This window comes from Bradyrhizobium yuanmingense (genome assembly GCF_025200905.1).
Lineage (GTDB): Bacteria > Pseudomonadota > Alphaproteobacteria > Rhizobiales > Xanthobacteraceae > Bradyrhizobium > Bradyrhizobium yuanmingense.
This window is the reverse complement of sequence record NZ_CP104173.1, coordinates 7,239,000-7,261,371: the sequence shown is the minus strand read 5'-3', so window position 1 is coordinate 7,261,371 and position 22,372 is coordinate 7,239,000. Positions and strand designations below refer to the sequence as shown.

Annotated in this window: 18 protein-coding genes; 5 read left to right on the top strand and 13 right to left on the bottom strand. The window is 64.8% G+C overall.

What is annotated here, in order from left to right; translation table 11 throughout:
• Positions 1–73: 73 nt before the first annotated feature.
• The 9 genes from N2605_RS33640 to N2605_RS33600 form a co-directional block, all read right to left on the bottom strand.
• Positions 74–1,159, bottom strand: a complete 1,086-nt coding sequence (locus N2605_RS33640; protein WP_225130158.1) for a branched-chain amino acid ABC transporter permease — start codon at positions 1,157–1,159, stop codon at positions 74–76.
• Positions 1,156–2,166, bottom strand: coding sequence for a branched-chain amino acid ABC transporter permease (locus tag N2605_RS33635; RefSeq protein WP_036002397.1), 1,011 nt, complete (start codon positions 2,164–2,166; stop codon positions 1,156–1,158). Before N2605_RS33635 ends, N2605_RS33640 begins: the two co-directional genes overlap by 4 nt.
• The gene (locus N2605_RS33630; RefSeq protein WP_057025905.1) at positions 2,163–2,885 is read right to left on the bottom strand and encodes an ABC transporter ATP-binding protein; all 723 of its coding nucleotides are present in this window, start codon (positions 2,883–2,885) and stop codon (positions 2,163–2,165) included. The genes N2605_RS33635 and N2605_RS33630 overlap by 4 nt, the downstream gene beginning before the upstream one ends.
• A complete protein-coding gene (locus N2605_RS33625; RefSeq protein ID WP_225134715.1) occupies positions 2,882–3,658 on the bottom strand; it encodes an ABC transporter ATP-binding protein in 777 nt (258 codons plus the stop codon). Before N2605_RS33625 ends, N2605_RS33630 begins: the two co-directional genes overlap by 4 nt.
• Positions 3,659–3,858: 200 nt before the next feature.
• Complete coding sequence (locus N2605_RS33620; protein WP_036002387.1) at positions 3,859–5,043, bottom strand: substrate-binding domain-containing protein; 1,185 nt, start codon at positions 5,041–5,043, stop codon at positions 3,859–3,861.
• A 104-nt stretch (positions 5,044–5,147) separates the two neighbouring features.
• Positions 5,148–7,181 carry an acyl CoA:acetate/3-ketoacid CoA transferase gene (locus N2605_RS33615; RefSeq protein ID WP_311735348.1) on the bottom strand — a complete coding sequence of 678 codons (2,034 nt, stop codon included), beginning with the start codon at positions 7,179–7,181 and terminating at the stop codon, positions 5,148–5,150.
• A 245-nt stretch (positions 7,182–7,426) separates the two neighbouring features.
• Positions 7,427–8,869 (bottom strand): sigma-54 interaction domain-containing protein, encoded by a 1,443-nt coding sequence (locus tag N2605_RS33610; protein WP_225153639.1) that lies wholly within the window; start codon positions 8,867–8,869, stop codon positions 7,427–7,429.
• A gap of 272 nt (positions 8,870–9,141) precedes the next feature.
• Positions 9,142–10,878, bottom strand: coding sequence for a putative bifunctional diguanylate cyclase/phosphodiesterase (locus N2605_RS33605; RefSeq protein WP_260345084.1), 1,737 nt, complete (start codon positions 10,876–10,878; stop codon positions 9,142–9,144).
• Between the two features lie 433 nt (positions 10,879–11,311).
• Positions 11,312–12,277: a sensor histidine kinase gene (locus N2605_RS33600; RefSeq protein ID WP_057025911.1), complete on the bottom strand. Its 966-nt coding sequence runs from the start codon at positions 12,275–12,277 to the stop codon at positions 11,312–11,314.
• Between the two features lie 179 nt (positions 12,278–12,456).
• On the opposite strand from N2605_RS33600, the gene N2605_RS33595 reads away from it, so the two are divergent.
• Positions 12,457–13,296 (top strand): SDR family NAD(P)-dependent oxidoreductase, encoded by an 840-nt coding sequence (locus tag N2605_RS33595; RefSeq protein WP_260345083.1) that lies wholly within the window; start codon positions 12,457–12,459, stop codon positions 13,294–13,296.
• Between the two features lie 128 nt (positions 13,297–13,424).
• Here the strand turns inward: N2605_RS33595 and N2605_RS33590 are convergent, their stop codons facing one another.
• Together N2605_RS33590 and N2605_RS33585 are read right to left on the bottom strand one after the other, a co-directional pair.
• Positions 13,425–14,801, bottom strand: coding sequence for a cytochrome P450 (locus N2605_RS33590; protein ID WP_225130147.1), 1,377 nt, complete (start codon positions 14,799–14,801; stop codon positions 13,425–13,427).
• Positions 14,802–15,063: 262 nt separating this feature from the next.
• Complete coding sequence (locus N2605_RS33585; RefSeq protein WP_109142075.1) at positions 15,064–16,299, bottom strand: LLM class flavin-dependent oxidoreductase; 1,236 nt, start codon at positions 16,297–16,299, stop codon at positions 15,064–15,066.
• Positions 16,300–16,771: 472 nt separating this feature from the next.
• Between N2605_RS33585 and N2605_RS33580 the strand changes: the two genes are divergently transcribed.
• Positions 16,772–17,971 (top strand): extracellular catalytic domain type 1 short-chain-length polyhydroxyalkanoate depolymerase, encoded by a 1,200-nt coding sequence (locus N2605_RS33580; protein ID WP_260345082.1) that lies wholly within the window; start codon positions 16,772–16,774, stop codon positions 17,969–17,971.
• 212 nt (positions 17,972–18,183) lie between these two features.
• On the opposite strand, the gene N2605_RS33575 is transcribed toward N2605_RS33580, so the two are convergent.
• Positions 18,184–18,486 (bottom strand): hypothetical protein, encoded by a 303-nt coding sequence (locus N2605_RS33575; protein ID WP_225113295.1) that lies wholly within the window; start codon positions 18,484–18,486, stop codon positions 18,184–18,186.
• Between the two features lie 195 nt (positions 18,487–18,681).
• Between N2605_RS33575 and N2605_RS33570 the strand changes: the two genes are divergently transcribed.
• Complete coding sequence (locus N2605_RS33570) at positions 18,682–19,050, top strand: winged helix-turn-helix transcriptional regulator (RefSeq protein ID WP_036038584.1); 369 nt, start codon at positions 18,682–18,684, stop codon at positions 19,048–19,050.
• Positions 19,051–19,052: 2 nt separating this feature from the next.
• Here the strand turns inward: N2605_RS33570 and N2605_RS33565 are convergent, their stop codons facing one another.
• The gene (locus N2605_RS33565; RefSeq protein ID WP_225157995.1) at positions 19,053–19,745 is read right to left on the bottom strand and encodes an MBL fold metallo-hydrolase; all 693 of its coding nucleotides are present in this window, start codon (positions 19,743–19,745) and stop codon (positions 19,053–19,055) included.
• A gap of 161 nt (positions 19,746–19,906) precedes the next feature.
• On the opposite strand from N2605_RS33565, the gene N2605_RS33560 reads away from it, so the two are divergent.
• Both N2605_RS33560 and N2605_RS33555 read left to right on the top strand, forming a co-directional pair.
• Positions 19,907–21,508: an alpha-amylase family glycosyl hydrolase gene (locus N2605_RS33560; protein ID WP_260345081.1), complete on the top strand. Its 1,602-nt coding sequence runs from the start codon at positions 19,907–19,909 to the stop codon at positions 21,506–21,508.
• A gap of 200 nt (positions 21,509–21,708) precedes the next feature.
• Positions 21,709–22,197 (top strand): MmcB family DNA repair protein, encoded by a 489-nt coding sequence (locus tag N2605_RS33555; RefSeq protein WP_109145569.1) that lies wholly within the window; start codon positions 21,709–21,711, stop codon positions 22,195–22,197.
• The last annotated feature ends 175 nt before the right edge of the window (positions 22,198–22,372 follow it).

The following is a 22,372-nucleotide window of genomic DNA, read 5'->3' as shown; positions in this document are numbered from 1 at the left end:
TATGTAGCCGCGCTTGTATCGCGCCGGTTGTGCGGCGCCGCCGCAAACGCGGCGCTGCATCATGAATCATCGGTTAATGCGAGGCGCCAGCGGTCTTCTTGCCGCCGCCATGGCGCAGCCGTCCGACCACGCCGGTCGGGAAGAAATAGACGCTGGCGATGAATAGCAGCCCGAGCCACAGCAGCCAGCGGTCGGGATGCAACAGCCCCGGCAGCAGTGGCAGCCCGGCTTCGCCCGCCGCCTTGGAGGCGACGCCCATCAGCGACTGCAGATAGTTCTGGGCGAGGATGAAGATGGTGGCGCCGATGATCGCGCCGTAGATCGTGCCCATGCCGCCGATCACCACCATCAGCAGGATGTCGAGCATGATGGAGAAGCTCAGCGAGGTGTCGGGACCTGCATAGCGCAGCCACAGCGCATTCAGGATGCCGGCGCTGGCTGCGACGAGAGCGGCGAGGCAGTTGGCGTAGGTGAGGTGGAACACGGTGCGGAAGCCGAGCGCCTCGGCCCGGAAACGATTTTCGCGGATCGCCTGGAGCACGCGCCCGAACGGCGAGTTCACGACGCGCAGCAGCGCGAGGATCATCAGGGCCGAGATCGCGAACACCAGGTAGAAGGTCAGGATGCGGCCGTTGATCTCGAAGCCGAACAGGTTCTTGGAGATCAGCACCGTGCCGGGGCGCAGCAGCTCCGGCAGCTGGAAGCTGCGCCCGTCCTCACCACCGGTCAGCCAGGACAGCTGCGAGGCCAGCACCTGGAAGGCCGAGGCGACCGCAAGCGTGATCATGGCGAAGAAGATCGCAGCGACCCGCAGCGAGAACAGCCCGATCGCGAGCGCAAGCAGGGCTGCGAGCGGCAGGCCGGCGACGATGCCGGTGGCGACCGCGGCCCAGTTCGGACCCATGCCGTACAGCGCGATCGCGATCGCGTAGCTGCCGATGCCGTAGAACATGGTGTGGGCGAACGACACCGAGCCGGTATAGCCGAGCAGGAGATCGTAGGAGGCGACGAGGGCTGCGAAGATGCAGATCTTGGCCGCGACGTTCAGTGCCTTGGCGCCCGGGAACAGGAATGGCGTTGCCGCCAGCGCCAGGATGATGACGACGAGAACGAGCGTCAGGACGCGGCTGCGCGGCGGATCGCCTGAGAGGATCATCATCGGCTGGTCACTGCATAGAGGCCGCGCGGCCGCCACATCAGAATGGCGACCATCAGCAGGATGTTGGAGACGAGGGCGAGCTTCGGCACCAGGAAGCCGCCGTAATTGGCGACCATGGCGACGAGGATGGCGCCGATGAAGCAGCCGCCGATCGATCCCAACCCGCCGATGATGACGACGATGAAGATCAGGACGGTGAGGTCGTCACTCATGGAGGCGTGCACCTGCTCGCGGTAAAGCGCCCACATCACGCCGCCGAGGCCGGCCAGCGCCGATCCGGTCATGAACACGCCGAGGAACAGGCGGCGGATGCGGTAGCCGAGCGCCTCCACCATCTCGCGATTCTCGACGCCGGCGCGGATCAGGAGGCCGAGCTTGGTGCGGTTGAGCACGAGCTGGATCGCGATGAAGACGGAAAGCCCGATCAGCATCGCCAGCACGCGGTACTTGGCGATCGCGACGTCGCCGATGATGAAGGAGCCGCGGAGCGAGGCCGGCAGAGGCATCGGGATGATCTGCGGCCCCCACAGCGCATAGAGCGTCTGCTCGGCGACGATCAGGCCGCCGGTGGTCATCAGGATCTGCTTCAGGTGCTGGCCGTAGACGGGGAGGATCAGCACGCGCTCGACGACGAGGCCGAGCGCACCCGACACCGCCATTGAGAGCAGCGCGGCTGGCCCCAGCACCGCGAGGTTCATCCAGAGCGAATCGGCCTGGATGGACGCCGCGAACGGCGCCAGCACCAGGGTCGCGACATAGGCGCCGACGGCGATGAAGGCGCCGTGGCCGAAATTGAGCACGTCCATCAGGCCGAACACCAGCGTTAGCCCTGAGGCCATGATGAAGATCATCATGCCCATGGCGAGGCTCGCGACGGTCAGCGTCAGCCAGGACGAGGTCGATCCGATCAGCGGGATCATCAGCAGCGCGAGCGCGAGCGGCAGCAGGATCGGCGCGAGATCGCGTTTCGGCTTCGGCAGCGGATCGGTTGCGGCAAGGTCTGTCACTGATGCGCCTCCAGGCTCAGGCCGAGCAGCCGCTCCTGCAGCGGCACGTCGGCGGCGAGTGCCGCCATCTCGCCGCGATGAACGATGGTGCCGTTGTCCATCACCAGCACGTTGTCGCCGAGCTCGCGGGCGGCAAAGAAATTCTGCTCGACCATCAGGATCGTGGCGCCCTTGCGCTTGATCTCCTTCAGGCACTCGATCAGCGCCATCACGATGGCGGGCGCGAGGCCCTTGGTCGGCTCGTCGATCAGGAGCAGCTTGCGCGGCTCGACGATCGCGCGCGCAATCGACAGCATCTGCTTCTGCCCGCCCGACAGGCTTCCCGCGCGCGACAGCCAGAAGCGGCGCAGCGCCGGGAAGAAGCCGAAGATCCAATCCAGCTGCTTGTCGTCGAGCGGCGCGTCGCGCGCCGCCAGCACCAGGTTCTCCTTCACCGTGAGATCGGAGAACACGGCCATGCTCTCCGGCACGTAGCCGACGCCGAGCCGCGCGATGTCGGGCGTCGCAAGGCTCTCGATGCGCTGGCCTGCCAGGGTGATCTCGCCTTTCGAGGCCTGCCACAGGCCTATGATGGTCCGCAGCGTCGTGGTCTTGCCGGCGCCGTTGCGGCCGAGCAGCATCGTGACCTGTCCTTCCGCAACGGCGAGATCGATGCCCTGCAGGATGTGATAGCGCCCGATATGGGTGTGCACGCCGGAAAGCTTGAGGAGATCGCTCATGCTGCACTCCCTGCAGCGCTTTTGGGCGCGACGCCGAGATAGGCTTCCTGCACGATCGGCGAGGCGATCACCTCGGCGGGTGCGCCGTCCGCCACCAGCTGCCCGTTATGCAGCACGATGATGCGGTCGGCGAGCGAGCGCACCACATCCATCTTGTGCTCGACCAGGAGGATGATCTTGCTCCTGTCCTGCTTGAGCTGCGCGATCAGGTTCAGGACGATCGGCACCTCGTCGATGCTCATGCCGGCGGTCGGTTCGTCGAACATGAAGACTTTTGGCTCGAGCGCGATCATCAGCGCCACCTCGAGCTTGCGCTGGTCGCCATGCGACAACGCGGTCGCAGTGACGCCGCGGCGATTGCCGAGCGCGACCTGGTCGAGGATGGCGTCGGCGCGCGCGATCAGGTCGCGGCGCACCATCCAGGGCCGCAGCATGTCGTAATGCGTGCCCGCTGCCGCCTGCACTGCGAGGCGGACATTCTCTTCCACTGAGAGGTTCGGGAAGAGATTGGTGAGCTGGAAAGCACGTCCGAGACCCGCACGGGTGCGCATTGGTGCGGAATGCTCGGTGATGTCGGCGCCGTCGAACAGGATGCTGCCGCCGGATGCCCGCAGCTGGCCCGAGATCAGATTGAAATAGGTGGTCTTGCCGGCGCCGTTCGGCCCGACGATGGCGGTCAGCTCGCCCGGGCGAAACGTGCAGGAGACATTGTTGACCGCGACATGGCCGCCGAAGCGGATGGTGAGGTCGCGGGTTTCGAGGGTGAGCGGCATGGAGAGTCTGGCAAATGATGAAACGAGATAGATCCGCAGGTCACGCTGCGCTCCCTCCCCCGCTTGCGGGGGAGGGTCGGGGAGAGGGCTGTCTCCGCAGGCGAGAACCCCCAAGAGGAAGGAGTCCTCTCCCGGCCTCTCCGCATCCGCCTTCGCTAAGGCTTCGGCGGACGAGAGCGGGAGAGGTGAAGCAAGAAAGCTTACCGCTTGTTCTTGATCGGAACGTTCATGTCCTCGATCTTCAGCTCGCGCACCGGCTCGAGCACGGCCCAGGCGACGTTCGGATCGACCTTGACCTTGAAGTGATACATGCTCTGCAGCGCCTGATGGTCCTCTTTCCGGAACACCATCTTGCCCTTGGGCGTGTCGAACTCCAGGCCCTCCATCGCGCTGATCAGCTTCTCGGTGTCGGTCGACTTCGCCTTGGTGACGGCGGCGACGACGGACATCGCAGCCGCAAAACCGCCCGCGGTGAAGAAGTCCGGCGGCGCGTTGAAGCGCTTCTGGTGCTCGGCGACCAGCCAGTCGTTCACCGGGTTCTTCGGGATCTCGTAGAAGTAATAGGTCGCGCCTTCCATGCCGGGCAGACCCTTATAGGCCGCGAGCGCCGGCAGGATGTTGCCGCCGGTGGAGAGCTCGATGCCGTAGCGCTTCGGGTCCATGTCCTGGAGCTTGGCCAGCGGATTGCCGGCGCCGGCCCAGATCACCCAGATCACCTTGCGGCCCGGCTTGTCCTTCAGCGCGTCGAACAGGCGCTGGCCGACCGCGGTGAAGTCGGTGGTCGAGGTCGGGGCATATTCTTCCGCCGCGAGCGTCGCGCCGGTCTTGGCGAGCGCTTCCTTGAACGCGGCGACGCCGTCGCGGCCGAAGGCGTAGTCCTGCGCCAGCGTCGCCACGGTGACGCCCTGCTTGCCGATCGCGACCGCGTTGGAGATCGCGTCCTGCGAGGAGTTGCGCGCCGTGCGGAAGATGTAGCGATTCCATTTCTCGCCGGTAATCTGGTCCGCGACCGCGGGCTCGACGATCAGGATCTTCTTGTTCTCCTCGGCGACGGGAAGAATGGCGAGCGCCGCGGCCGACGAGGTCGTGCCGATCGCGATATCGACCTTGTCATCCTGATAGGCCTCCGAGAGCGCGGCCTTGGCGAGGTCCGGCTTGCCCTGGTCGTCCTTGGTGATGATGACGATCTTGCGGCCGTCGAGCGTCATGCTGCCCTTGGTGGCGTATTCGAATCCCATCTTCAGGCCGGTCTCGGTCTGCTTGGCGTAGGCCTCGAGCGGACCGGTCTTGCCGTAGATCAGCGCGATCTTGAGATCGTCGGCGAGCGCGGAGGTGCCCGCGCCGAGCGCGAGGATGGTTGTTGTTATGATGAGTGATCGACGCACGATGGTCCCTCCTGATGTAAAGTTTCTGCCAACAGCGATTTGCACAACGTCACGAACATTGCAATTGATCCTTCCGGCGGCGTGCGCCGGAGCGAGAGCATGCATCATTTTTGAGCCTGGCTCGCATTGCGCGCCGCGCCGGCCTCGACCTGGCGCCAGTCCGACTGCGCTTCCTCCGCGCTCTCGAAGATGTGCGGCGCGACGCCGCGCTTCTCCAGGGCTTCGCCGAGCTTGATGCGCAGGAAACCCGACGTGGTGTAGCGCGACACGCCGGAATAGAAGCGGTCGACGAGGCTGCGCACCATGGCCGAATAATCGTCCATCAGTTCCGGCAGGATAGAAAAATTGTCATAATTGACGATGGCGTAGACGCGGCGTCCGAGCGGCGCCAGGCGGGCCTCGACGATGGCGGCGATGGTGTCGATCTCCGCCTTGCTGCGCAGCGGATAGCGCTCGAGATTGACGAAGAACAGGTTCTGCTGCTCGTCCAGCGTGAAGCGCTGGTCGAGCGGGATGGTGAGCAGGCGCTCGCGCAGATCCATCAGGCCGTCGCCGAAGATGCGCGCGTCCATCAGGGCGGGGTCGCGCGGGATCAGCGGCTTGAAGTCCATCAGGCGCAGGATGTCGCGCTCGATCTCGATGCCGGGCGCGACCTCGACGAGCTCGAGCCCGTCCTCCCGGAGCTCGAACACGCAGCGCTCGGTGACGTAAAGGGTGCGTTGCTTGCGTGCGGCGGCAAACGGGCCGCTGAAGGTGACGTGCTCGACATTCTCGACGAATTTGCGCGACGTGGCCTCGTCCAGGATGACGAGCTTGCCGTCCTTTACCGCGATGCGTTGCTTGCCCGCACCGAACGTGCCGACGAAGATCACTTCCTTGGCGTTCTGGCTGATGTTGATGAAGCCGCCAGCGCCTGCGAGCTTCGGCCCGAACTTGCTGACATTGAGGTTGCCGGTGCGGTCGACTTGGGCAAGCCCAAGGAAGGCGGCGTCCAAACCGCCGCCGTCGTAGAAGTCGAACTGGTAGGGCTGGTCGATCACCGCCTGCGTGTTGATCGCCGCGCCGAAATCGATGCCGCTCGCCGGGATGCCGCCGATCACGCCCGGCTCCGCCGTCAGCGTGATGAGGTCGATGATCCGCTCTTCATTGGCGACCGAGGCGATCCCCTCGGGCATGCCGATGCCGAGATTGACGACGCTGTTGGCCTTCAGCTCCAGCGCCGCGCGCCGGGCGATGATCTTGCGCTCGCTGATCGGCATCACCGGCAGCGAGGCGGCGCGGACCCGGATCTCGCTCGAGAAGGCCGGATTGTATTGCGTGCCGAAAGTCTGCCAGTGGTTCTCGGGCCTCGACACCACGACGCAGTCGACCAGGATGCCGGGAATCTTGACCTGGCGCGGATTGAGGCTGCCGGTCTCGGCGACGCGCTCGACCTGGGCGATGACGATGCCGCCGGAATTATGCGCCGCCATGGCGATGGCGAGCGCCTCCAGCGTCAGGGCCTCCTTCTCCATGGTGAGATTGCCGTCGGGATCGCCGGTGGTGGCGCGGATGATCCCGACATCGATCGGGAAGGTCTTGTAGAGCAGGCACTCCTCGCCGCGCAGCGTGATCAGCTCCACCAGGTCCTCGGTGGTGCGTGCGTTCAGCTTGCCGCCGCCGTGCCGGGGGTCGACGAAGGTGCCCATGCCGACACGGGTGATGTGGCCGGGCCGGTGCGCGGCGATGTCGCGGAACAGGTGCGTGATGACGCCCTGCGGCAGGTTATAGGCCTCGATCTGATTCGCAATCGCGAGCTGCTGCAGTTTCGGCGCAAGGCCCCAATGCCCGCCGATCACGCGCCGCACCAGGCCTTCATGTCCGAAATGATTGAGGCCGCGCTGCTTGCCGTCGCCCTGACCGGCCGCATAGACCAGCGTCAGATTGCGCGGCTTGCCTTGCGTATAGGGCGCATCGCCCTCATGGGACAGATAGAGCTCCTCCAGTGCGATGGCGATCTCCTCGGCAAAGCCGATGCCGACGAAGCCGCCGGTCGCCACCGTGTCGCCGTCGCGGATCAGCATGACGGCTTCATTCGCCGAGACGACCTTGCCCTTCTCGGAGTTGCGCAAGTAAGGCAGAGCTGGATGATGGCTCACGGCGTTCCTCCCGCTCCCTGGACCGTAGGCCTTGTTGTGCTTGATCTTATCGCGAAGCGCTGCCCCGGAACAGGTTGCTCCTCGCGAAGGAAAGACGGCAAAGCGGAGAGCAAGGTCCGCGCCAGATCCCGCAGCTTCGCGCAAGACCGCTGAAATCTGCGGCAATTGCCTGCAATTCGCCTCGGAAGAGCAGCCGGGTGCGGTGTCCGGAATCCGAGACTCCGGACAGTCCGGTGTCTCGAAACTCAGACGGGCGCCGATCCCGAGGCGAGGCCGAATTTCGCGAGCTTCTTGTAGAAGGTCGCGCGCGAGATCCGCAGCATCCGGGCGGCCTCGGTGATCTGGCCGTTGCTGGCGGCGAGCGCCTGTTCGAGCGTGTGCTTCTCGAACTCGGCCTCGGCCTCGGCATAGGGCACCACCAATCCGGCCGGGCGCTCGGCCGGTGCGAGCCTGACCTCGGTGCCGATGGGGAGGATGCGGGCGACATCCTCGCCGGTCAGCCGCCCGGAATCGCTGAGGATCAGCGCGCGCTCGAGGATGTTGCGGAGCTCGCGGACATTGCCCGGCCAATCGTAGCGGGCGAGCGCGGCGAGCGCGCTCGGCGTGATCTTCGCCTTGACGTAGTCGCCCGACGCGCTGATGTCGTCGAGCAGCCGGGCGCAAATGTCGGGGAGATCGTCGAGGCAGTGGCGCAGCGGCGGCAGGTCGACTGAAAGCACGTTGAGCCGGTAGTAGAGATCGGCGCGAAATGCGCCGTCGCTGACACGCTTGCGCAGGTCCACATTGGTCGCGGCGATGACGCGGACGTCGACCCTGGTGATCTTGTCCGAGCCGAGCGGCTCGATCTCGCGCTCCTGCAGCACGCGCAGCAGCTTGGCCTGCAATTGCAGCGGCATCTCGCCGATCTCGTCGAGGAACAGCGTGCCGCCGTCAGCAATGCGGAACTTGCCCTCGCGTCCCCGTCGGTCGGCACCGGTATAGGCCCCCGGCGCAGTGCCGAAGAACTCCGACTCGATCAGCGTCTCCGGGATGGCGGCGACGTTGACGCTGACGAACGGCTTGTCGGCGCGCGAGGAGGCGTTGTGGATCGCCTGCGCCAGCATCTCCTTGCCCGTCCCGGTCTCGCCGGTGAGCAGGACCGTGACGCTCTGCCGCGCGGCTCGGCTGGCGAGCTCCTTGGCGTGAGCAATGGCAGGCGTCGTGCCGACGAAATCGGCGAAGGTGAAGCGCGCCGCGCGGGCGTTGGACAATTGCCGCCGAGCCAGCCGCAGATCGCTCTCGAGCTGGGCGACGCGGGCGAGCAGGGGCTTCAGGCTTTCGAGATGATCATAGAGCACGAAGCCGATCGCGCCGATCACCGTCCCGTTCTCGTCCTCGATCGGCATGCGGGTGACGACGAGCTGCTCGCCGCCGAGCTCCATGATGTCGAGCAGGATCGGCTCGCCGGTCTCGGCCACCTTCCGCATCAGGCTGTTCGGGATCACCTCCTCGATCGACCGGCCGATCGCCTCGCTGGCATGGTCGAGACCGAGCGCGGCAAGATATTTCTCGTTGACGTAGACGACGCGCCCGCCGCGATCGATCGCAATCGCGCCCTCGCAGAGCTTCTCCAGCCGCTCGAACAGCGTTTCCATCGCGCGCGCACGGAGATAGGCGGGATCGCTGATCGAGGAGGCGGCGGCAGGCATGAGATACCTCGGGGAGGTCCGCCCCGTGTATTAGCAAAAGTGCAGCGATTTCAAAGGGGGAAATGGCGCCAAAGGAGGAATGGGCACTGAACCCAGCTCAGCAATCGCTGTCGTCCCGGGGCGCGCAAAGCGCGAGCCCGGGACCCATAACCACAGGGCGCAGTTGCTGCGCGACGCTCCCACTCCGAGTCTTCGCTAAATTGCTCCCTTTGGGTATGGGTCCCGGGCTCGCTTCGCGCCCCGGGACGACAGCGGTATGTGTCGCGCCGCCCCTACCGCCGGTACCCGCTCGCCCGCGAATAGCCCTGGCGGTGCTGTTGCGCCGGGCGGCTTGCCACGCTGACCCGCGCCTCGCTCGAGGAGGGCGTTGCGAGCTTCAGCTCCTCCAGGAAGATCGGCCGGGAGAAATAATAGCCCTGCGCGTAGCGGATCTTGGTCGCCGCCTGCAGATAGGCCAGCTCCTCGTAGGTTTCGAGGCCTTCGGCGATCACCGTCATGCCGAGCGCCTCGCTCAAGGATTCGATCGCGCGCAGGATACCCTGGCTGCGCGGACGATTATGAATGTCGGTGATGAAGGAGCGGTCGATCTTGATCTCGTCGGCGGTGATGTCGGCCAGCGCCGAGAGCGAGGAATAGCCGGTGCCGAAATCGTCGATGGAGACGCCGACGCCGAGCTTGCGGAACATCGGCAGGATCTCGTCCTGAAAATGATTCTTGGCGACGAAAGCATCTTCCGTCACCTCGATCATGAACCGCTGCGGAAAGCCGGTCTCCTCCAGCGCCTGCGCAAAGCTGCGCATGAATTCGGGATTGCCGGCCTGCTTGGCGGCAACGTTGATGCTGATGGTCGCTTCCGGGCCGAACGTGTCGTTGATCAGGTCGATCGACTTGACGATCTCGGCGAGCACGAGATGGGTCAGCTCGTCGATCAGGCCGAGCTCGCCGGCAAGATCGATGAACGAGCCGGGCGCCTGGATCACGCCTTCGTCGTCGCGCAGGCGCACCAGGGCCTCGATGCCCTTCACCGCCTGGGTGCGGATGTCGACCTTGGACTGGAAGGCGCAGCAGAAGCGCTTTTCCAGGATCGCGAGCCGCAGCGACTGCTCGACCTTCATCCGCGCCTGTGCCTCGCGTTCCATGCTGGCATCGAAGAAGGCGGCCAGTCCCTTGCCGTTGTTCTTGATGCGGTACATCGCGATGTCCGCGTTCTGCCGCAGCGTTTCGAAGCTGCGTCCATGGTCGGGATAGAGGCTGATGCCGACCGAGGTCGAGGCGAACACTTCCGAATGGTCGATGAAGAACGGCGCGGTCAGCCGCTCCAGCGTCGATTGCATGAATTCGGCGACTTCCTCCTGGCTCTGGACCGGTGACAGCAGCAGCAGGAATTCGTCGCCCGAGATGCGCGAGAGTATGTCGGAATCGCGCAAGTCCCGTCCGAGCCGCTTCGCCAGCTCGACCAGCAGCGCGTCGCCCACGGCGTGGCCGTAATAGTCGTTGATGTGCTTGAAATTGTCGACGTCGAGGAAGGCCAACGCAAAGCGTTCGCCGCTGTGGGCGTGCGCCAGCAGGGCATTGGCGCGGTGCTCGATCACGCGGCGCGAGGGCAGCCCGGTCAGCTCGTCGAAATAGGCCGAGCGGAACAGCTGGTCCTCGAAATTCTTCTGCTCGGTGATGTCGGAGGATGCGGAGATCAGGAGCTCGCGTCCGTCGAGACGAACGGGGCGATGGGTCGTGAGCAGCACCTTTCGCGCGGCGCCGACGTGAAGCGCTTCCTCGGTCACGACGGGCTGCCCGTCGCTCAGGGCCTGGCGGCAGGCCTCGCGCCGCGGCGTCAGATCGGGTGAAGGACGGCTGCCGTCCAGGCCGAGCTGCGCGGCGGCGGCATCGTTGACCAGCAGCAACTCGCCATGCGCGTCCTGCACGGTGAGGCCGGCCGGCAGCATTCTAACGATTTCCTTGAGAAAACCGAGCTCGGCTTCAGTCGCGCCGGAATATTGATTGTCGTTCATAGAAGTCATGAATCTTGTTGTTTCAGCGCGCCTTTGCAATGGGCGCGATCTTCCGCGGTTCCCTCTTAAGTTTGGTTAAGGGGTCAGGAGAAATACGGGGGTGTTTTGGAGAAAACTTGCGACGATCCGACGCGCGCTGGCGATCGTCATTAACGGAGCGTCAACGCGCTCGGCGAAACAGCGAAGTATCCGCGTGGGAGCGATTTCGCCTGCGGCCATCCTTCGAGACGCCCGCCGTGGGCGGGCCCTCAGGATGAGGGCCGGAGTGCGCTGCGCGATATCACCCGAGCACCGATGCCGCTTAGCCTCATCCTGAGGAGACCGCGAAGCGGTCGTCTCGAAGGACGAGGCCGCTTGCTCAGGTCGCGCAAGTGCCACACGCGATTGCGCCACCGCGCGGGCAGCAAGGAGCACACCTTACATGTTGCGACGTCTACTCGCTTCGTGGAATTCGGCACTGCATGATGCAATGCAGCCCGGTTTTCAGATACGAGATCTCGGTTTTGCCGTCGAAAGCCGACAGCGCCGACTTCAAGAGCTTGGTGCCGAAGCCGGGCTCCGACACCTTGTCCACGCTCGGTCCTTCGGTTTCGTCCCAGGTGATCGTCAGGCGGTCGTCGGTGATGGTCCATGACACCTGCAACAGACCGCGCGGTGAGGAGAATGCGCCGTACTTGCCTGCATTGGTGGCAAGCTCGTGAAACATCAATGACAGCGTGACCGCGAGCTTGGGCGGCAGGAACAGCCGCTCGCCGTTGAGCGTGAAGCGGACATGGCCGTAAGGCCCGAGCTCGGAGATCAGAAGGTCGCGGATGTCGCAGCCGGCTTTGTCGATCCGCGAGATCAAATCATCGGTTGCGGCCAGCGAGCGCAGCCGCGGATCGACCCGGGCCCAGACCTGCGGCTGGTCGTGCAACACCTGGTGCACCACGGCATGCACCGTCGACAGCTTGTTCTTCAGCCGATGCTGGAGCTCCTCGACCAGCAGCTTGCGATAATCTTCTTCCTCGATCAGGCGTCTGGAAATTCGGCGCTGCTCGGCCAACATGGTGCGATAGTGCTCGACACCCCAGATGGTGATCGCGCACACGGTCCAGTAAAGCGCCAGCAGGACAAACCGCGCGCGATCGGCAAATGCATCGCCGAAATTCAGCGCGACGCCGAGCACGCCGCCGACGAGCGCCGTCACGATGCCGATCCGGAATCCGCCCAGGGCCGCAGCAAAGAAGACGGCCGGGAAGTACGGCGTGAAATAGATGTCGGGACGAACCTGAGCGAGGCCCCAGCGGACCAGGGTTGCAGCCAACAGGCAGACCACCGCAAAGCCGATGCTCAGAGCGAGCGAGGGCGGCGCCGCACCCTGCCAGCCCTTGCGGAACTCCTCGATCAGCTTCCTCATGCCCTGCCTGGTTGCGATAGGCGTTCGACGATCGAGCGGCCCGTGGGGATGTTACGCATGCCGCCCGTTGAAGCATAGCTTGCCTTGTCGGAAGCGGGCAGGAATAGTGACCGCTGCCGCGACGGCCGCGGCCGGCATACGCCATTTGGCATCAAATCACTCGAAAACAGGAACATTCCATGGGCAGGCTGGACGGCAAGGTTGCGGTGATCACGGGAGCGACGAGCGGCATCGGATTGCGCACTGCGGAAGTCTTCGTTGCCGAAGGTGCCAAAATTGTGATCGCAGGCCGGCGCGTACCGGAAGGCGAGGCGTTGGCGCAGCAGCTCGGGGCAAGCTGCGTCTTCCGTCAGACCGACGTCACCGTCGAAGCGCAGATGCAGGCGCTGATCGCGCTCGCGGTCGACAAGTTCGGCAGGATCGATTGCCTGTTCAACAATGCCGGCGGGCCGGCACAGACCGGCGGCATCGAAGGTCTCGAGGTCGAGCGGTTCGATGCGGCCATGGCGACGCTGGTGCGCAGCGTCATGCTCGGCATGAAGCACGCCGCGCCCTACATGAAGAAGCAGGGCGGGGGCAGCATCATCAACAATGGCAGCATTGCCGGCCGCCTCGCCGGCTTCTCGTCGTCGATGGTCTATGGCGCGGCCAAGGCGGCGGTGATCCATCTCACCAAATGCGTGGCGATGGAGCTCGGCGAATCCAACGTTCGCGTCAACTCGATCTCGCCCGGCGCGATCGCGACCGGCATCTTCGGCAAGGCGCTGGGGCTCTCGACCGATGCCGCCGAGAAGACGCCGGCGGTGATGCGCGAAGTCTACAAGACCGCGCAGCCGATCCCCCGCGCGGGTCTTCCTGAAGATATCGCCCAGGCCGCAGTGTTCCTGGCCAGCGACGAATCCAGCTTCATCAACGGCCACGACCTCGTCGTCGACGGCGCCATGACCGGCGGCCGCAACTGGAGCCAGCAGCAGCAGGGCTATGTGGCCCTGCGCAAGGCGTTCGACCAGGAGGCGTAGCAGCTCCGGCGATGGTGCCGTAGGGTGGGCAAAGGCGCGCCCTTCGCGCGCCGTGCCCACCATCGATGTTTGCACCCGGAGAAACGTGGTGGGCACGCTTCGCTTTGCCCACCCTACGAGATCGGCGCCTAAACCGCCTTCACCTTCACCCGCAGCCCGTCCCGCGGCTTCGGGATCGGCCACATCTGCCAGTCGGGCTTGTAGCCTGGCGCGAGCGACACTTCGATATTCTCCAGGAAATGCCGCGCGAAACATTTCGCCTGCATGTAGGCGAAGTGCAGGCCGAGGCACATATGCGCGCCGCCGCCGAACGGCACGAAGGCGAAACGGTGACGGCCACGCTGTGCGTCCTCGGTGAAGCGCATGGGATCGAAACGGTCCGGCTCCGGCCAGATCTCCTTCATGTGGTGGGTATAGAGCGGGTTGATGCCGATCGCCGTGCCGGCGGGAATCGCAAAACCCTTGAAGCTGAAATCGCGCATCGCGCGGCGCGGCATCGACGGCACCGGCGGCTTGAGCCGCAGCGCTTCCTTGAACGCCATCTCGGTCAGCGGCATCTTCTCGAGATCGTCGAAGCTGGTCGGCGCGCCGGAGGCGAGGCCGAGCGCGAGCACCTCCGCGCGCAGCCGGTCCTGCCAGTCCGGATTGGCGGCGAGCTCGCCGATGAAGGAGGTCAGTGACGAGGTCAGCGTGTCGTGCGCGGCCATCATCAGGAAGCTCATATGGTCGATGATGTCCTGGTCCGACAGCAGCGCGCCGTTCTCATGGGTGGCGCGGCAGAGCTGCGAGAACAGATCGTCGCCACCGTGATTGCCGCGCCGCAGCGGAATCTGCTCGCGGAAATAGGCGATGATGCGCTTGCGTCCCTTCACCCCTCGCGCCATCTGGGTGCCGGGCAGGGGGCGGCGGATCGGGGTGACGGCGGCGGCCACCATGTCGATGAAGGCGCGGTTGATCTCGTCGACCTCGGGCCCGATATCGGCGCCGAGGAACGAGGCCGCGGCGAGATCGAGCGTGAGCTGTTTCATCGCCGGATAAAGCTGCATCTCGCCCGGCTTCGCCTTCCACTGCGCGACGCGCGCGGAAATGCCCCGGTCGAGATCGCCGAGATAGGACTTCATCGGCCCGGACTTGAACGCGACCGAGAGCGCCTTGCGATGCAGGCGATGCTCCTCGAAATCGAGCAGCATCAATCCGCGCGGAAACAACAGCCCCAGCACCTTGTCCCAGCCATGGGTCGAGGAGAACAGCTTCTGCTGGTCGAACAGCACGAGCTCGTTGGCCTCGGGCCCGAGCAGCACGACGTTGGTCTCGCCGAAAAAGTGCGTGCGGTAGACCAGTCCGTACTTGGCGCCGTTCGCCTCGATATGGCCCTTGGGATCGGCGAGCACCTGAAAGGTCTTGCCGATGATCGGCCAGCCTTCGTCGCCGGGAATGTGGGTCAGCTCGTTGCGCTTGGGCGGAGTGAACGGAAGCGCAGGGGCGGCCACATTCTGCATCGACATGACGATTGCTCCGGTTGGCTGGCCCCGCAAACATAGCACGATCCGGCCGCGATGAGCTGCGGTCGTCTTGCGCACAAAATCGTCACTTCCACCGCCGTCGTCCCCGCGGAGGCGGGGACCCATAACCACAGGGAGGAGTTTTGGTGCGAGGCTGGTAGCTCCGAGTCTTCGTAAATCCGCATCCTGTGGTTATGGGTCCTCAGATGCGCAATTGCGCATCATAGCTCGCGCTGCGCGCGCCCCGGGACGACGAGTGGAGTGCCTACCGCTTCGCCGCTTCCTTCTGCAGATCCGGCGCGTTGACGGCGGGAATGGCGACGCGGCCGGGGCCTGTCACCTTCAGCGCCTCGGCGGCCTTCTCATTCTCCATGATCTTGGCCATCACCGCCTGGCCCGCGCGCTCGAAGATCGCGCGGTTCTCGATCACGAATTTTTGCGACCTGCGCAGCCCGTCGATATAGCCGTTGATCTCTGGCACGACGTAGCGCGCCACCATGTCCCAGCTCCGGCGGGTGTTTTCCGGATTGGCCCAGTCGTGCACGAAGCCGATGATGGCGCCGACGCCGCCGGAGACCTGCATCACGTTCTTGATGGTCTTGACGAGATCGTCGGGCGTGCCGATGGTGGACGCGGCCCCCTCGACGAAGGCGGTCTTGTCGACGGCCTCGTCGGGCGAGGAGAACGCGGTGAGGCCCGGCCGCTGCAGCGTTCCGACATTATATTCGTTGTGCCAGCGCATCAGCCCGGCGCCGGCCTCGCGGCGGGCTTGTTCGCGCGTCTCGGCGATGTGCCAGGTCAGGAGCACGCGCCAGTCGGCGCGACGCACCGTGGTTCCGTGCTTCTTGGCGGCATCCTCGGCGAACTGCCATTGCTGCTGCAGCGACATCAGGCCCTGGGTCGTCATCGAGCCCAGCGAGATGATGCCGATGCCGTATTTGCCGGCCAGCGTCATGCCGGAGGGCGAGATCTGCGAAGCTACCACGAACGGCATCTCCTCCTGCAGGGGCAGGATCTGCAGCGCGGCGTCGTTCATCGTGAACCAGTCGCTTTTGGCGGTGACGCGCTCGCCGTTGAAAAGGCGGCGGATGATGCCGATCGCCTCGTCCTGGCGGTCGCGCTGCGTCATCGGATCGATGCCGAGCGTGTGCGCGTCGGAGGCGAGCGCGCCCGGTCCGGAGCCGAAGATGGCACGGCCGCCGGTCATGTGGTCGAGCTGCACCATGCGCTGGGCAACGTTGAAGGGATGGTGATAGGGCAGCGACACCACGCCGGTGCCGAGCTTGATCCTCTTGGTGCGCTCGCCGGCCGCGGCCAGGAACATCTCGGGCGAGGCGATCATCTCCCAGCCCGAGGAGTGATGCTCGCCGCACCAGAACTCGTCATAGCCGAGCGCATCCAGCTGCTCGACCAGGTCGAGATCGCGCCGGAACTGCAGCATCGGATGCTCCCCGATCGGGTGATGCGGGGCAAGAAAGGCTCCGAACTTCAGGCGCGCCATGTGTTCTCTCCGGCTGAATTTTCTGTTTCTTGGTCGTGTCAGGCTACGTGCCTGACGGCACGAACGCAATCACGCGATGTCCCGCGCGGTGGAATGCAGGCATGCGCGGCGGCAAGCGAGACGTTGCGTAGTCCTCGCCCGCTTCGCGCTTCATCACGATAAGGACACGCAGCGCGACTGGGCGGGTCCCTTCATTCGCGTTCGACATCTCCGCGAAGCCTCACAATCAGCGCGCGCAGAATTCCTCGCCCCGCTCTTGTCATTTGTGACATTCGTCATGATGGGCGCCGCATTTCCGGCGCGGATACGCCGCGCATCGGCACGAGATTGCGGACGTTGCGGTTAATACGTGCGGATTCTTGCAGATTTTCAGCCAATTTCCCGAGATTGACAGCGCACGGTCTTTTTATTTTGCGCCGCAGCAACTATCTGGTTGGGCTGGACGTTGAACGTCGCCCACCAGGAACTTGCCGTGTCGCTAGCCAGAAACATCGATCTGTTGAGACGTCTGCCCCGGCTGGACGGACTGCGCTTCGCCGAGCCCGGCCGCGGTGCAGATGGATCGAGCCCGCTGCAGGAGGTCACTGGCTTCGGCGACAATCCCGGCGCCTTGCGCATGTTCGCGTTCGTGCCGGCGCAATTGCAGCGGCCGCGCGCGCTCGTCGTCGTGCTGCATGGCTGCGGGCAGACGGCGGCCGCTTACGATCTCGGCGCGGGCTGGTCGACGCTCGCGCAACATTACGGCTTTGCGCTATTGATGCCCGAGCAGCAGCGCATCAACAATGCCAACACCTGCTTCAACTGGTTCAATCCGGAGGACACCGCGCGGGACAGCGGCGAGCCGGGTTCGATCCGCGCGATGATCGCGCACATGGTGAAGACGCATCGCATCGATCCCAGGCGCGTCTTCATCACCGGCCTGTCGGCCGGCGGCGGCATGACCTCGGTGATGCTCGCGACCTATCCGGAAGTTTTCGCGGCCGGTGCGATCATTGCCGGGCTGCCTTACGGCATCGCCTCGAACTTGCGCGAGGCGCTCGATGGCATGTTTCATTCCCCGGCGCGTCCTGCGCGCGAGCTCGGCGATCTCGTGCGCAGCGCCTCCGATCATCGCGGCCCCTGGCCGAGGGTCTCGGTGTGGCACGGCAGCGCCGACCGCACCGTCAATCCCGGCAATGCCAACGAGATCGTCAAGCAATGGCTCGACCTGCATGGCCTGCCCGAACTGCCGATGGCGGAGACCAATGTCGACGGCTATCCGCGCCAGGCCTGGTGGGACAAGGACGGCGAGACGCTGGTCGAGTCCTATGCCATCACCGACATGGCGCACGGCACGCCGCTGGGGCTCGCCGACAACGATCAGCGCTACGGCATCGAAGGCGCCTTCCTGATCGAGGCCGGCATCTCCTCGTCCTACCACATCGCGAAGTTCTTCGGCCTCACCGGCTGGATTGCGGACGCCGCGACGACGAAGGCGGAAGCCAAGCCCGTCACCAAGTCCGCCACGAAGCCTACCGCGAAGCCGGCGCCCTCGCCCGCGCCGCATCTCGCCCGCTCGATCCGCACCCTCGTCGCCGCGGAGTCGGCCGAGCCGCAGGGCGAGAAGGCGCGCGGCTTCGACCTCGGCCAGATCATCACGCGCGCGCTCACGGCCGCGGGGCTGATGAAGTAGCGCCGCTGTCGTCCCGGACAAGCGCGCCTGAAGCGCGCGCCGATCCGGGACCCATAGCCACAGGACAAAGTTGGGCACGAAGAGGTGACTCCGAGTCCCCGTAACCACATCTCCCTGTGGTTATGGATCCCGGATCGGCGCGCGCTTCAGGCGCGCTTGTCCGGGACGACAGCGAAGTTGTAGCGGCGGCTTCAATTCAGCTCCGCGAAAAGCTACCCCGTCTGATCGATCACCTCGACCGGCGTCACGCTGATCTCGCCGCCCGCGACCTTCCGCGTCACCTCCTGGTAGTGCTTGAAGAAGTCCCGCGATTGCAGCGTTTTCTGCGCAGCATCGTCGGCGACGCTGGCGAAGTGGAGATAGCTGCCGTCGTCGCGATGCTTCAGGCAACGATAACCGATCCTCCCCTTCAGCTCCGCATCGGCGTCGATCGCCTTGATGAAGCGGCCGATCTCGCGGTGCCACTCCTCCGTCGTGCCGTTCTTGAACGCGTATCTGATCATGAAGTGCTTCATGTGACGCTCCCTGTTCGTCTTGTGCGTCATCATCTGCGCGCTTGATACGATCCCGCAAGTATGGACAAAATTGATAGTATGGACTTTTTCGCCGTTGCTCCTATCCTCATCGCATAGCGTTTTCGAGCGAAGTGGATACCGGTTCGCGTAAAGAAAACGCGTCAAAACAAGAATCTTCCACATGGAGGAAACGACATGGCGAAGACGTCTCCCGCGCGCACCTGTCCGGTTGCGGCGTTTCAGAAGATGATCAGCGGCAAATACAAGCTGCGCATCGTCTGGGACCTCAAGGACGGCCCGCGCCGCTACGGCGAGATCAGAAGCGGCTTGCTGCGCGGCGCATCAGGCAGCGCCGAGATCACCCCGCGCGTGCTCAGCCGCGAATTGAAGGCGTTGACGATGAGCGGCCTGATCGACCGCAAGGATTTCGGCGAGGTGCCGCCGAAGGTCGAGTACCGCCTGACGCGCAAGGGCAAGAGCTTCGTCCCCGTCGTTGCCGCAATCCGCGAGTGGGGCGAGCGCAATCTCGGTGAGGCGACGGCGCTCGCGGACGCCGCTGAATAAGCCTACATCTCGCCGGTGATGAACGGATTGGTCATCCGTTCCTGGCCGATGCTCGAGCCGGCGCCGTGGCCGCAGATGAAGCCGACATCGTCGCCGAGCGGCAGCAATTTCGTCTTGATCGAACTGATCAGCGTGGCGTGACTGCCGCCGGGCAGGTCGGTGCGTCCGACCGAGCCGGCGAACAGGACGTCGCCGACATGGGCAAACCGCAGATCCTTGTTGAAGAACACCACGCTGCCGGGCGAATGACCCGGACAATGCAGGATGTCGAACTGCAAGCCGCCGATCGACACGCTGTCGCCCTCGTCGAGCCAGCGGTCGGGCGTGAAATCGCGTCCTCCCGTCATGCCGAAGCGCGCGCCGCTCGCCACGACGTTGTCGAGCAGGAACTTGTCCGCGACATGCGGTCCCTCGATCGGCACCGTCAGCGCATCGCGCAGCTCGGCCGCGCCGCCGACATGGTCGATATGGCCGTGGGTCAGCCAGATCTTCTCCACCGTGACGCCGGTCTGCTTGATCGCATCCAGGATCTTCGGCACGTCGCCGCCGGGATCGATCACCACGGCCTTCTTGGAAGGCTCGTCCCAGATGATGGTGCAGTTCTGCTCGAACAGCGTCACGGGAACGATGATCGCGCCCGCCTTGGCTTGCCGGGATTCTCGCCGGGATTCTTGGCTGTCGTTTTGCTCGGTCATGGCCTCACAATGCCGATTTTTGCCGGGCCGCCAAGCAAAAGATTCGGGCCCGCGCCAGGGAACAACCGTCACACGGCCGTCCCAATTGGCCCGCCAATTTGAACCGGGGCGTTGCTGTCGCGTTCTCCCGCGCAAGGCGTCAGATTTGGGTGGTCTTCGGCATGGCTCACGACAACGAGAATTGGTGGCGCGACGGCATCTTCTATCAGATCTATCCGCGCTCGTTTCAGGACTCGGACGGTGACGGCGTCGGCGATCTCGCCGGCATCCTCAAGAGGCTGCCTTACGTCAAATCGCTCGGCGTCGATGCGATCTGGCTGTCGCCGATCTTTCCCTCGCCGATGGCCGATTTCGGCTACGACATCTCGGACTATGTCGGTATCGAGCCGCTGTTCGGCACGATGGCCGATTTCGACGCGTTGCTCGCGGCCGCCCACGACAACGGCCTGAAGCTGATCCTCGACCTCGTGCCGAACCACACCTCCGACCAGCATCCCTGGTTCGCCCTGAGCCGGTCCTCGCGCGACAATCCCAAGCGCGACTGGTACATCTGGCGCGATCCGGCGCCAGGCGGCGGCGTTCCGAACAATTGGTTGTCCGAGTTCGGCGGCAGCGCGTGGGCTTTCGACGAGACCACGGGACAATATTACTACCACGCCTTCCTCGCCCAGCAGCCGGATCTCAACTGGCGCAATCCGGACGTCCGCAAAGCGATCTACGACGTGATGCGGTTCTGGCTCGACAAGGGCGTCGACGGCTTTCGCGTCGACGTGATCTGGCACCTGATCAAGGACGCCGAATTCCGCGACAATCCGGCCAACCCGCACTACGTCGAGGGCCGTCCGCCGAACGAAAAAATCCTCACGCAATATTCTACCGACCAGCCGGAGGTGCATGACGTTATCGCCGAGATGCGGCGCGTCACCGATTCCTATGGCGCGCGCGTCTTGATCGGCGAAATCTATCTGCCGCTGCACCGGCTCGTGGCCTATTACGGCAACGATCTCACCGGCGCGCAGATGCCGTTCAACTTCGCGCTGCTCTCGACCTTCTGGAGCGCCCGCTCGATCGAAAAGATCATCGAGGATTACGAAAAGGCATTGCCGCGCGGCGCCTGGCCGAACTGGGTGCTCGGCAATCACGATCGTCCGCGCGTCGCGAGCCGCGTCGGGCCCGAGCAGGCCCGCGTCGCGGCGATGCTGCTGCTGACGCTGCGCGGCACGCCGACGCTGTACTACGGCGACGAGATCGGCATGCACCAGCTCGCGATCGCGCCGGAGGACGTGCGCGATCCTTTCGAGAAGAACGTCCCCGGCATCGGTGTCGGCCGCGACGGCTGCCGCACGCCGATGCAATGGGATTCCTCGAACTTCGCAGGTTTTTCGCAAGCAAGGCCCTGGCTGCCGCTGCCGGAGGACCACATCCGCGAGAATGTCGCCAATCTCGAAGCCGACCCGCGTTCGATCCTCAACCTCTACAAGCGCCTGATCGGCTTGCGGAAGAGCTGCCCTCCGCTGGTCACGGGCGATTATCATCCGATCGCCGCGCAAGGCGATCTGCTGATCTATCGCCGCGCGGCCGGCGGCAAGGCCGTGATCGTCGCGCTCAATCTCGGCCCCGATCCGGTCGCGGTGACCAGCAGCGCGATCCGTTTCGGCAGCAGCATCTTGCTGTCGACGTTCCTGGATCGCGAAGGTGAGGAGATCGAAGGCGTGCTGGACCTGCGCGGCAACGAGGGCGTGGTGGTGGCGTCGCCCGCCTAACTGTCGTTCCGGGGCGGGACGAAGTCGCGAGCTATGATGCGCAATTGCGCATCTGAGGACCCATAACCACAGGAAGAAGTTTTGCGACGACTCGGAGTTGCCCGCTTTGCCCCACACGTCTCCCTGTGGTTATGGATTCCGGGCTCGCGCTGCGCGCGTCCCGGAATGACGGGCGGGATGGAATCGGCTATTCTCCCGCCATGGACAACACCGCCCGCATCACACTCGTGCCGCCGCCGGATCGTCGCCAGTCGGAGACGGCGCTGGCGATCGCGCGCGGCACCGCGCGTCTGTTGCGCTCGCTCGGCTTCTCCTGCATCAGCGAATTGCCGCTGCCGTCGGGCCGGCGCGCCGATCTCGTCGCGCTGAACGAGCGCGGCGAGATCTGGATCGTCGAGATCAAGTCGTCGGTCGAGGATTTGCGCGCCGATCAGAAATGGCACGAATACCGCGCCCATTGCGACCGGCTGTTCTTCGCCTTCACGCAGGATCTGCCGTGCGAGATCTTCCCCGATGACACCGGCCTGATCGTCGCCGACGCCTACGGCGCACACCTGCATTGCGAGGCACCCGAGCACAAGCTCGCCGCCGCCACACGCAAGCAGATGACGGTACGTTTCGCGATGACGGCGGCCTTGCGGATCAACCGCCTGGTCGATCCGCAGGGCCATGCGGATTTCTGGGAGTAGGCTGACTTCGTAGCCCGGATGGAGCGCAGCGCAATCCGGGACAATTGCAGCCCGTCGCGCCAATCCCGGATTACGCTGCGCTCCATCCGGGCTACGCAGTGTCGTAGGGTGGGCAAAGCGAAGCGTGCCCACCAATTAAAATTAATCAGGATCGAAATAGAGAACGTGGGCACGG

Excerpts from the sequence above, each read along its gene's own strand:
- N2605_RS33640 (WP_225130158.1), bottom strand. The coding sequence starts at position 1,159 with ATGATGATCCTCTCAGGCGATCCGCCGCGCAGCCGCGTCCTGACGCTC.
- N2605_RS33630 (WP_057025905.1), bottom strand. The coding sequence starts at position 2,885 with ATGAGCGATCTCCTCAAGCTTTCCGGCGTGCACACCCATATCGGGCGC.
- N2605_RS33625 (WP_225134715.1), bottom strand. The coding sequence starts at position 3,658 with ATGCCGCTCACCCTCGAAACCCGCGACCTCACCATCCGCTTCGGCGGC.
- N2605_RS33610 (WP_225153639.1), bottom strand. The coding sequence starts at position 8,869 with ATGCCTGCCGCCGCCTCCTCGATCAGCGATCCCGCCTATCTCCGTGCG.
- N2605_RS33605 (WP_260345084.1), bottom strand. The coding sequence starts at position 10,878 with ATGAACGACAATCAATATTCCGGCGCGACTGAAGCCGAGCTCGGTTTT.
- N2605_RS33600 (WP_057025911.1), bottom strand. The coding sequence starts at position 12,277 with ATGAGGAAGCTGATCGAGGAGTTCCGCAAGGGCTGGCAGGGTGCGGCG.
- N2605_RS33595 (WP_260345083.1), top strand. The coding sequence starts at position 12,457 with ATGGGCAGGCTGGACGGCAAGGTTGCGGTGATCACGGGAGCGACGAGC.
- N2605_RS33590 (WP_225130147.1), bottom strand. The coding sequence starts at position 14,801 with ATGTCGATGCAGAATGTGGCCGCCCCTGCGCTTCCGTTCACTCCGCCC.
- N2605_RS33585 (WP_109142075.1), bottom strand. The coding sequence starts at position 16,299 with ATGGCGCGCCTGAAGTTCGGAGCCTTTCTTGCCCCGCATCACCCGATC.
- N2605_RS33575 (WP_225113295.1), bottom strand. The coding sequence starts at position 18,486 with ATGAAGCACTTCATGATCAGATACGCGTTCAAGAACGGCACGACGGAG.
- N2605_RS33570 (WP_036038584.1), top strand. The coding sequence starts at position 18,682 with ATGGCGAAGACGTCTCCCGCGCGCACCTGTCCGGTTGCGGCGTTTCAG.
- N2605_RS33565 (WP_225157995.1), bottom strand. The coding sequence starts at position 19,745 with ATGACCGAGCAAAACGACAGCCAAGAATCCCGGCGAGAATCCCGGCAA.
- N2605_RS33560 (WP_260345081.1), top strand. The coding sequence starts at position 19,907 with ATGGCTCACGACAACGAGAATTGGTGGCGCGACGGCATCTTCTATCAG.
- N2605_RS33555 (WP_109145569.1), top strand. The coding sequence starts at position 21,709 with ATGGACAACACCGCCCGCATCACACTCGTGCCGCCGCCGGATCGTCGC.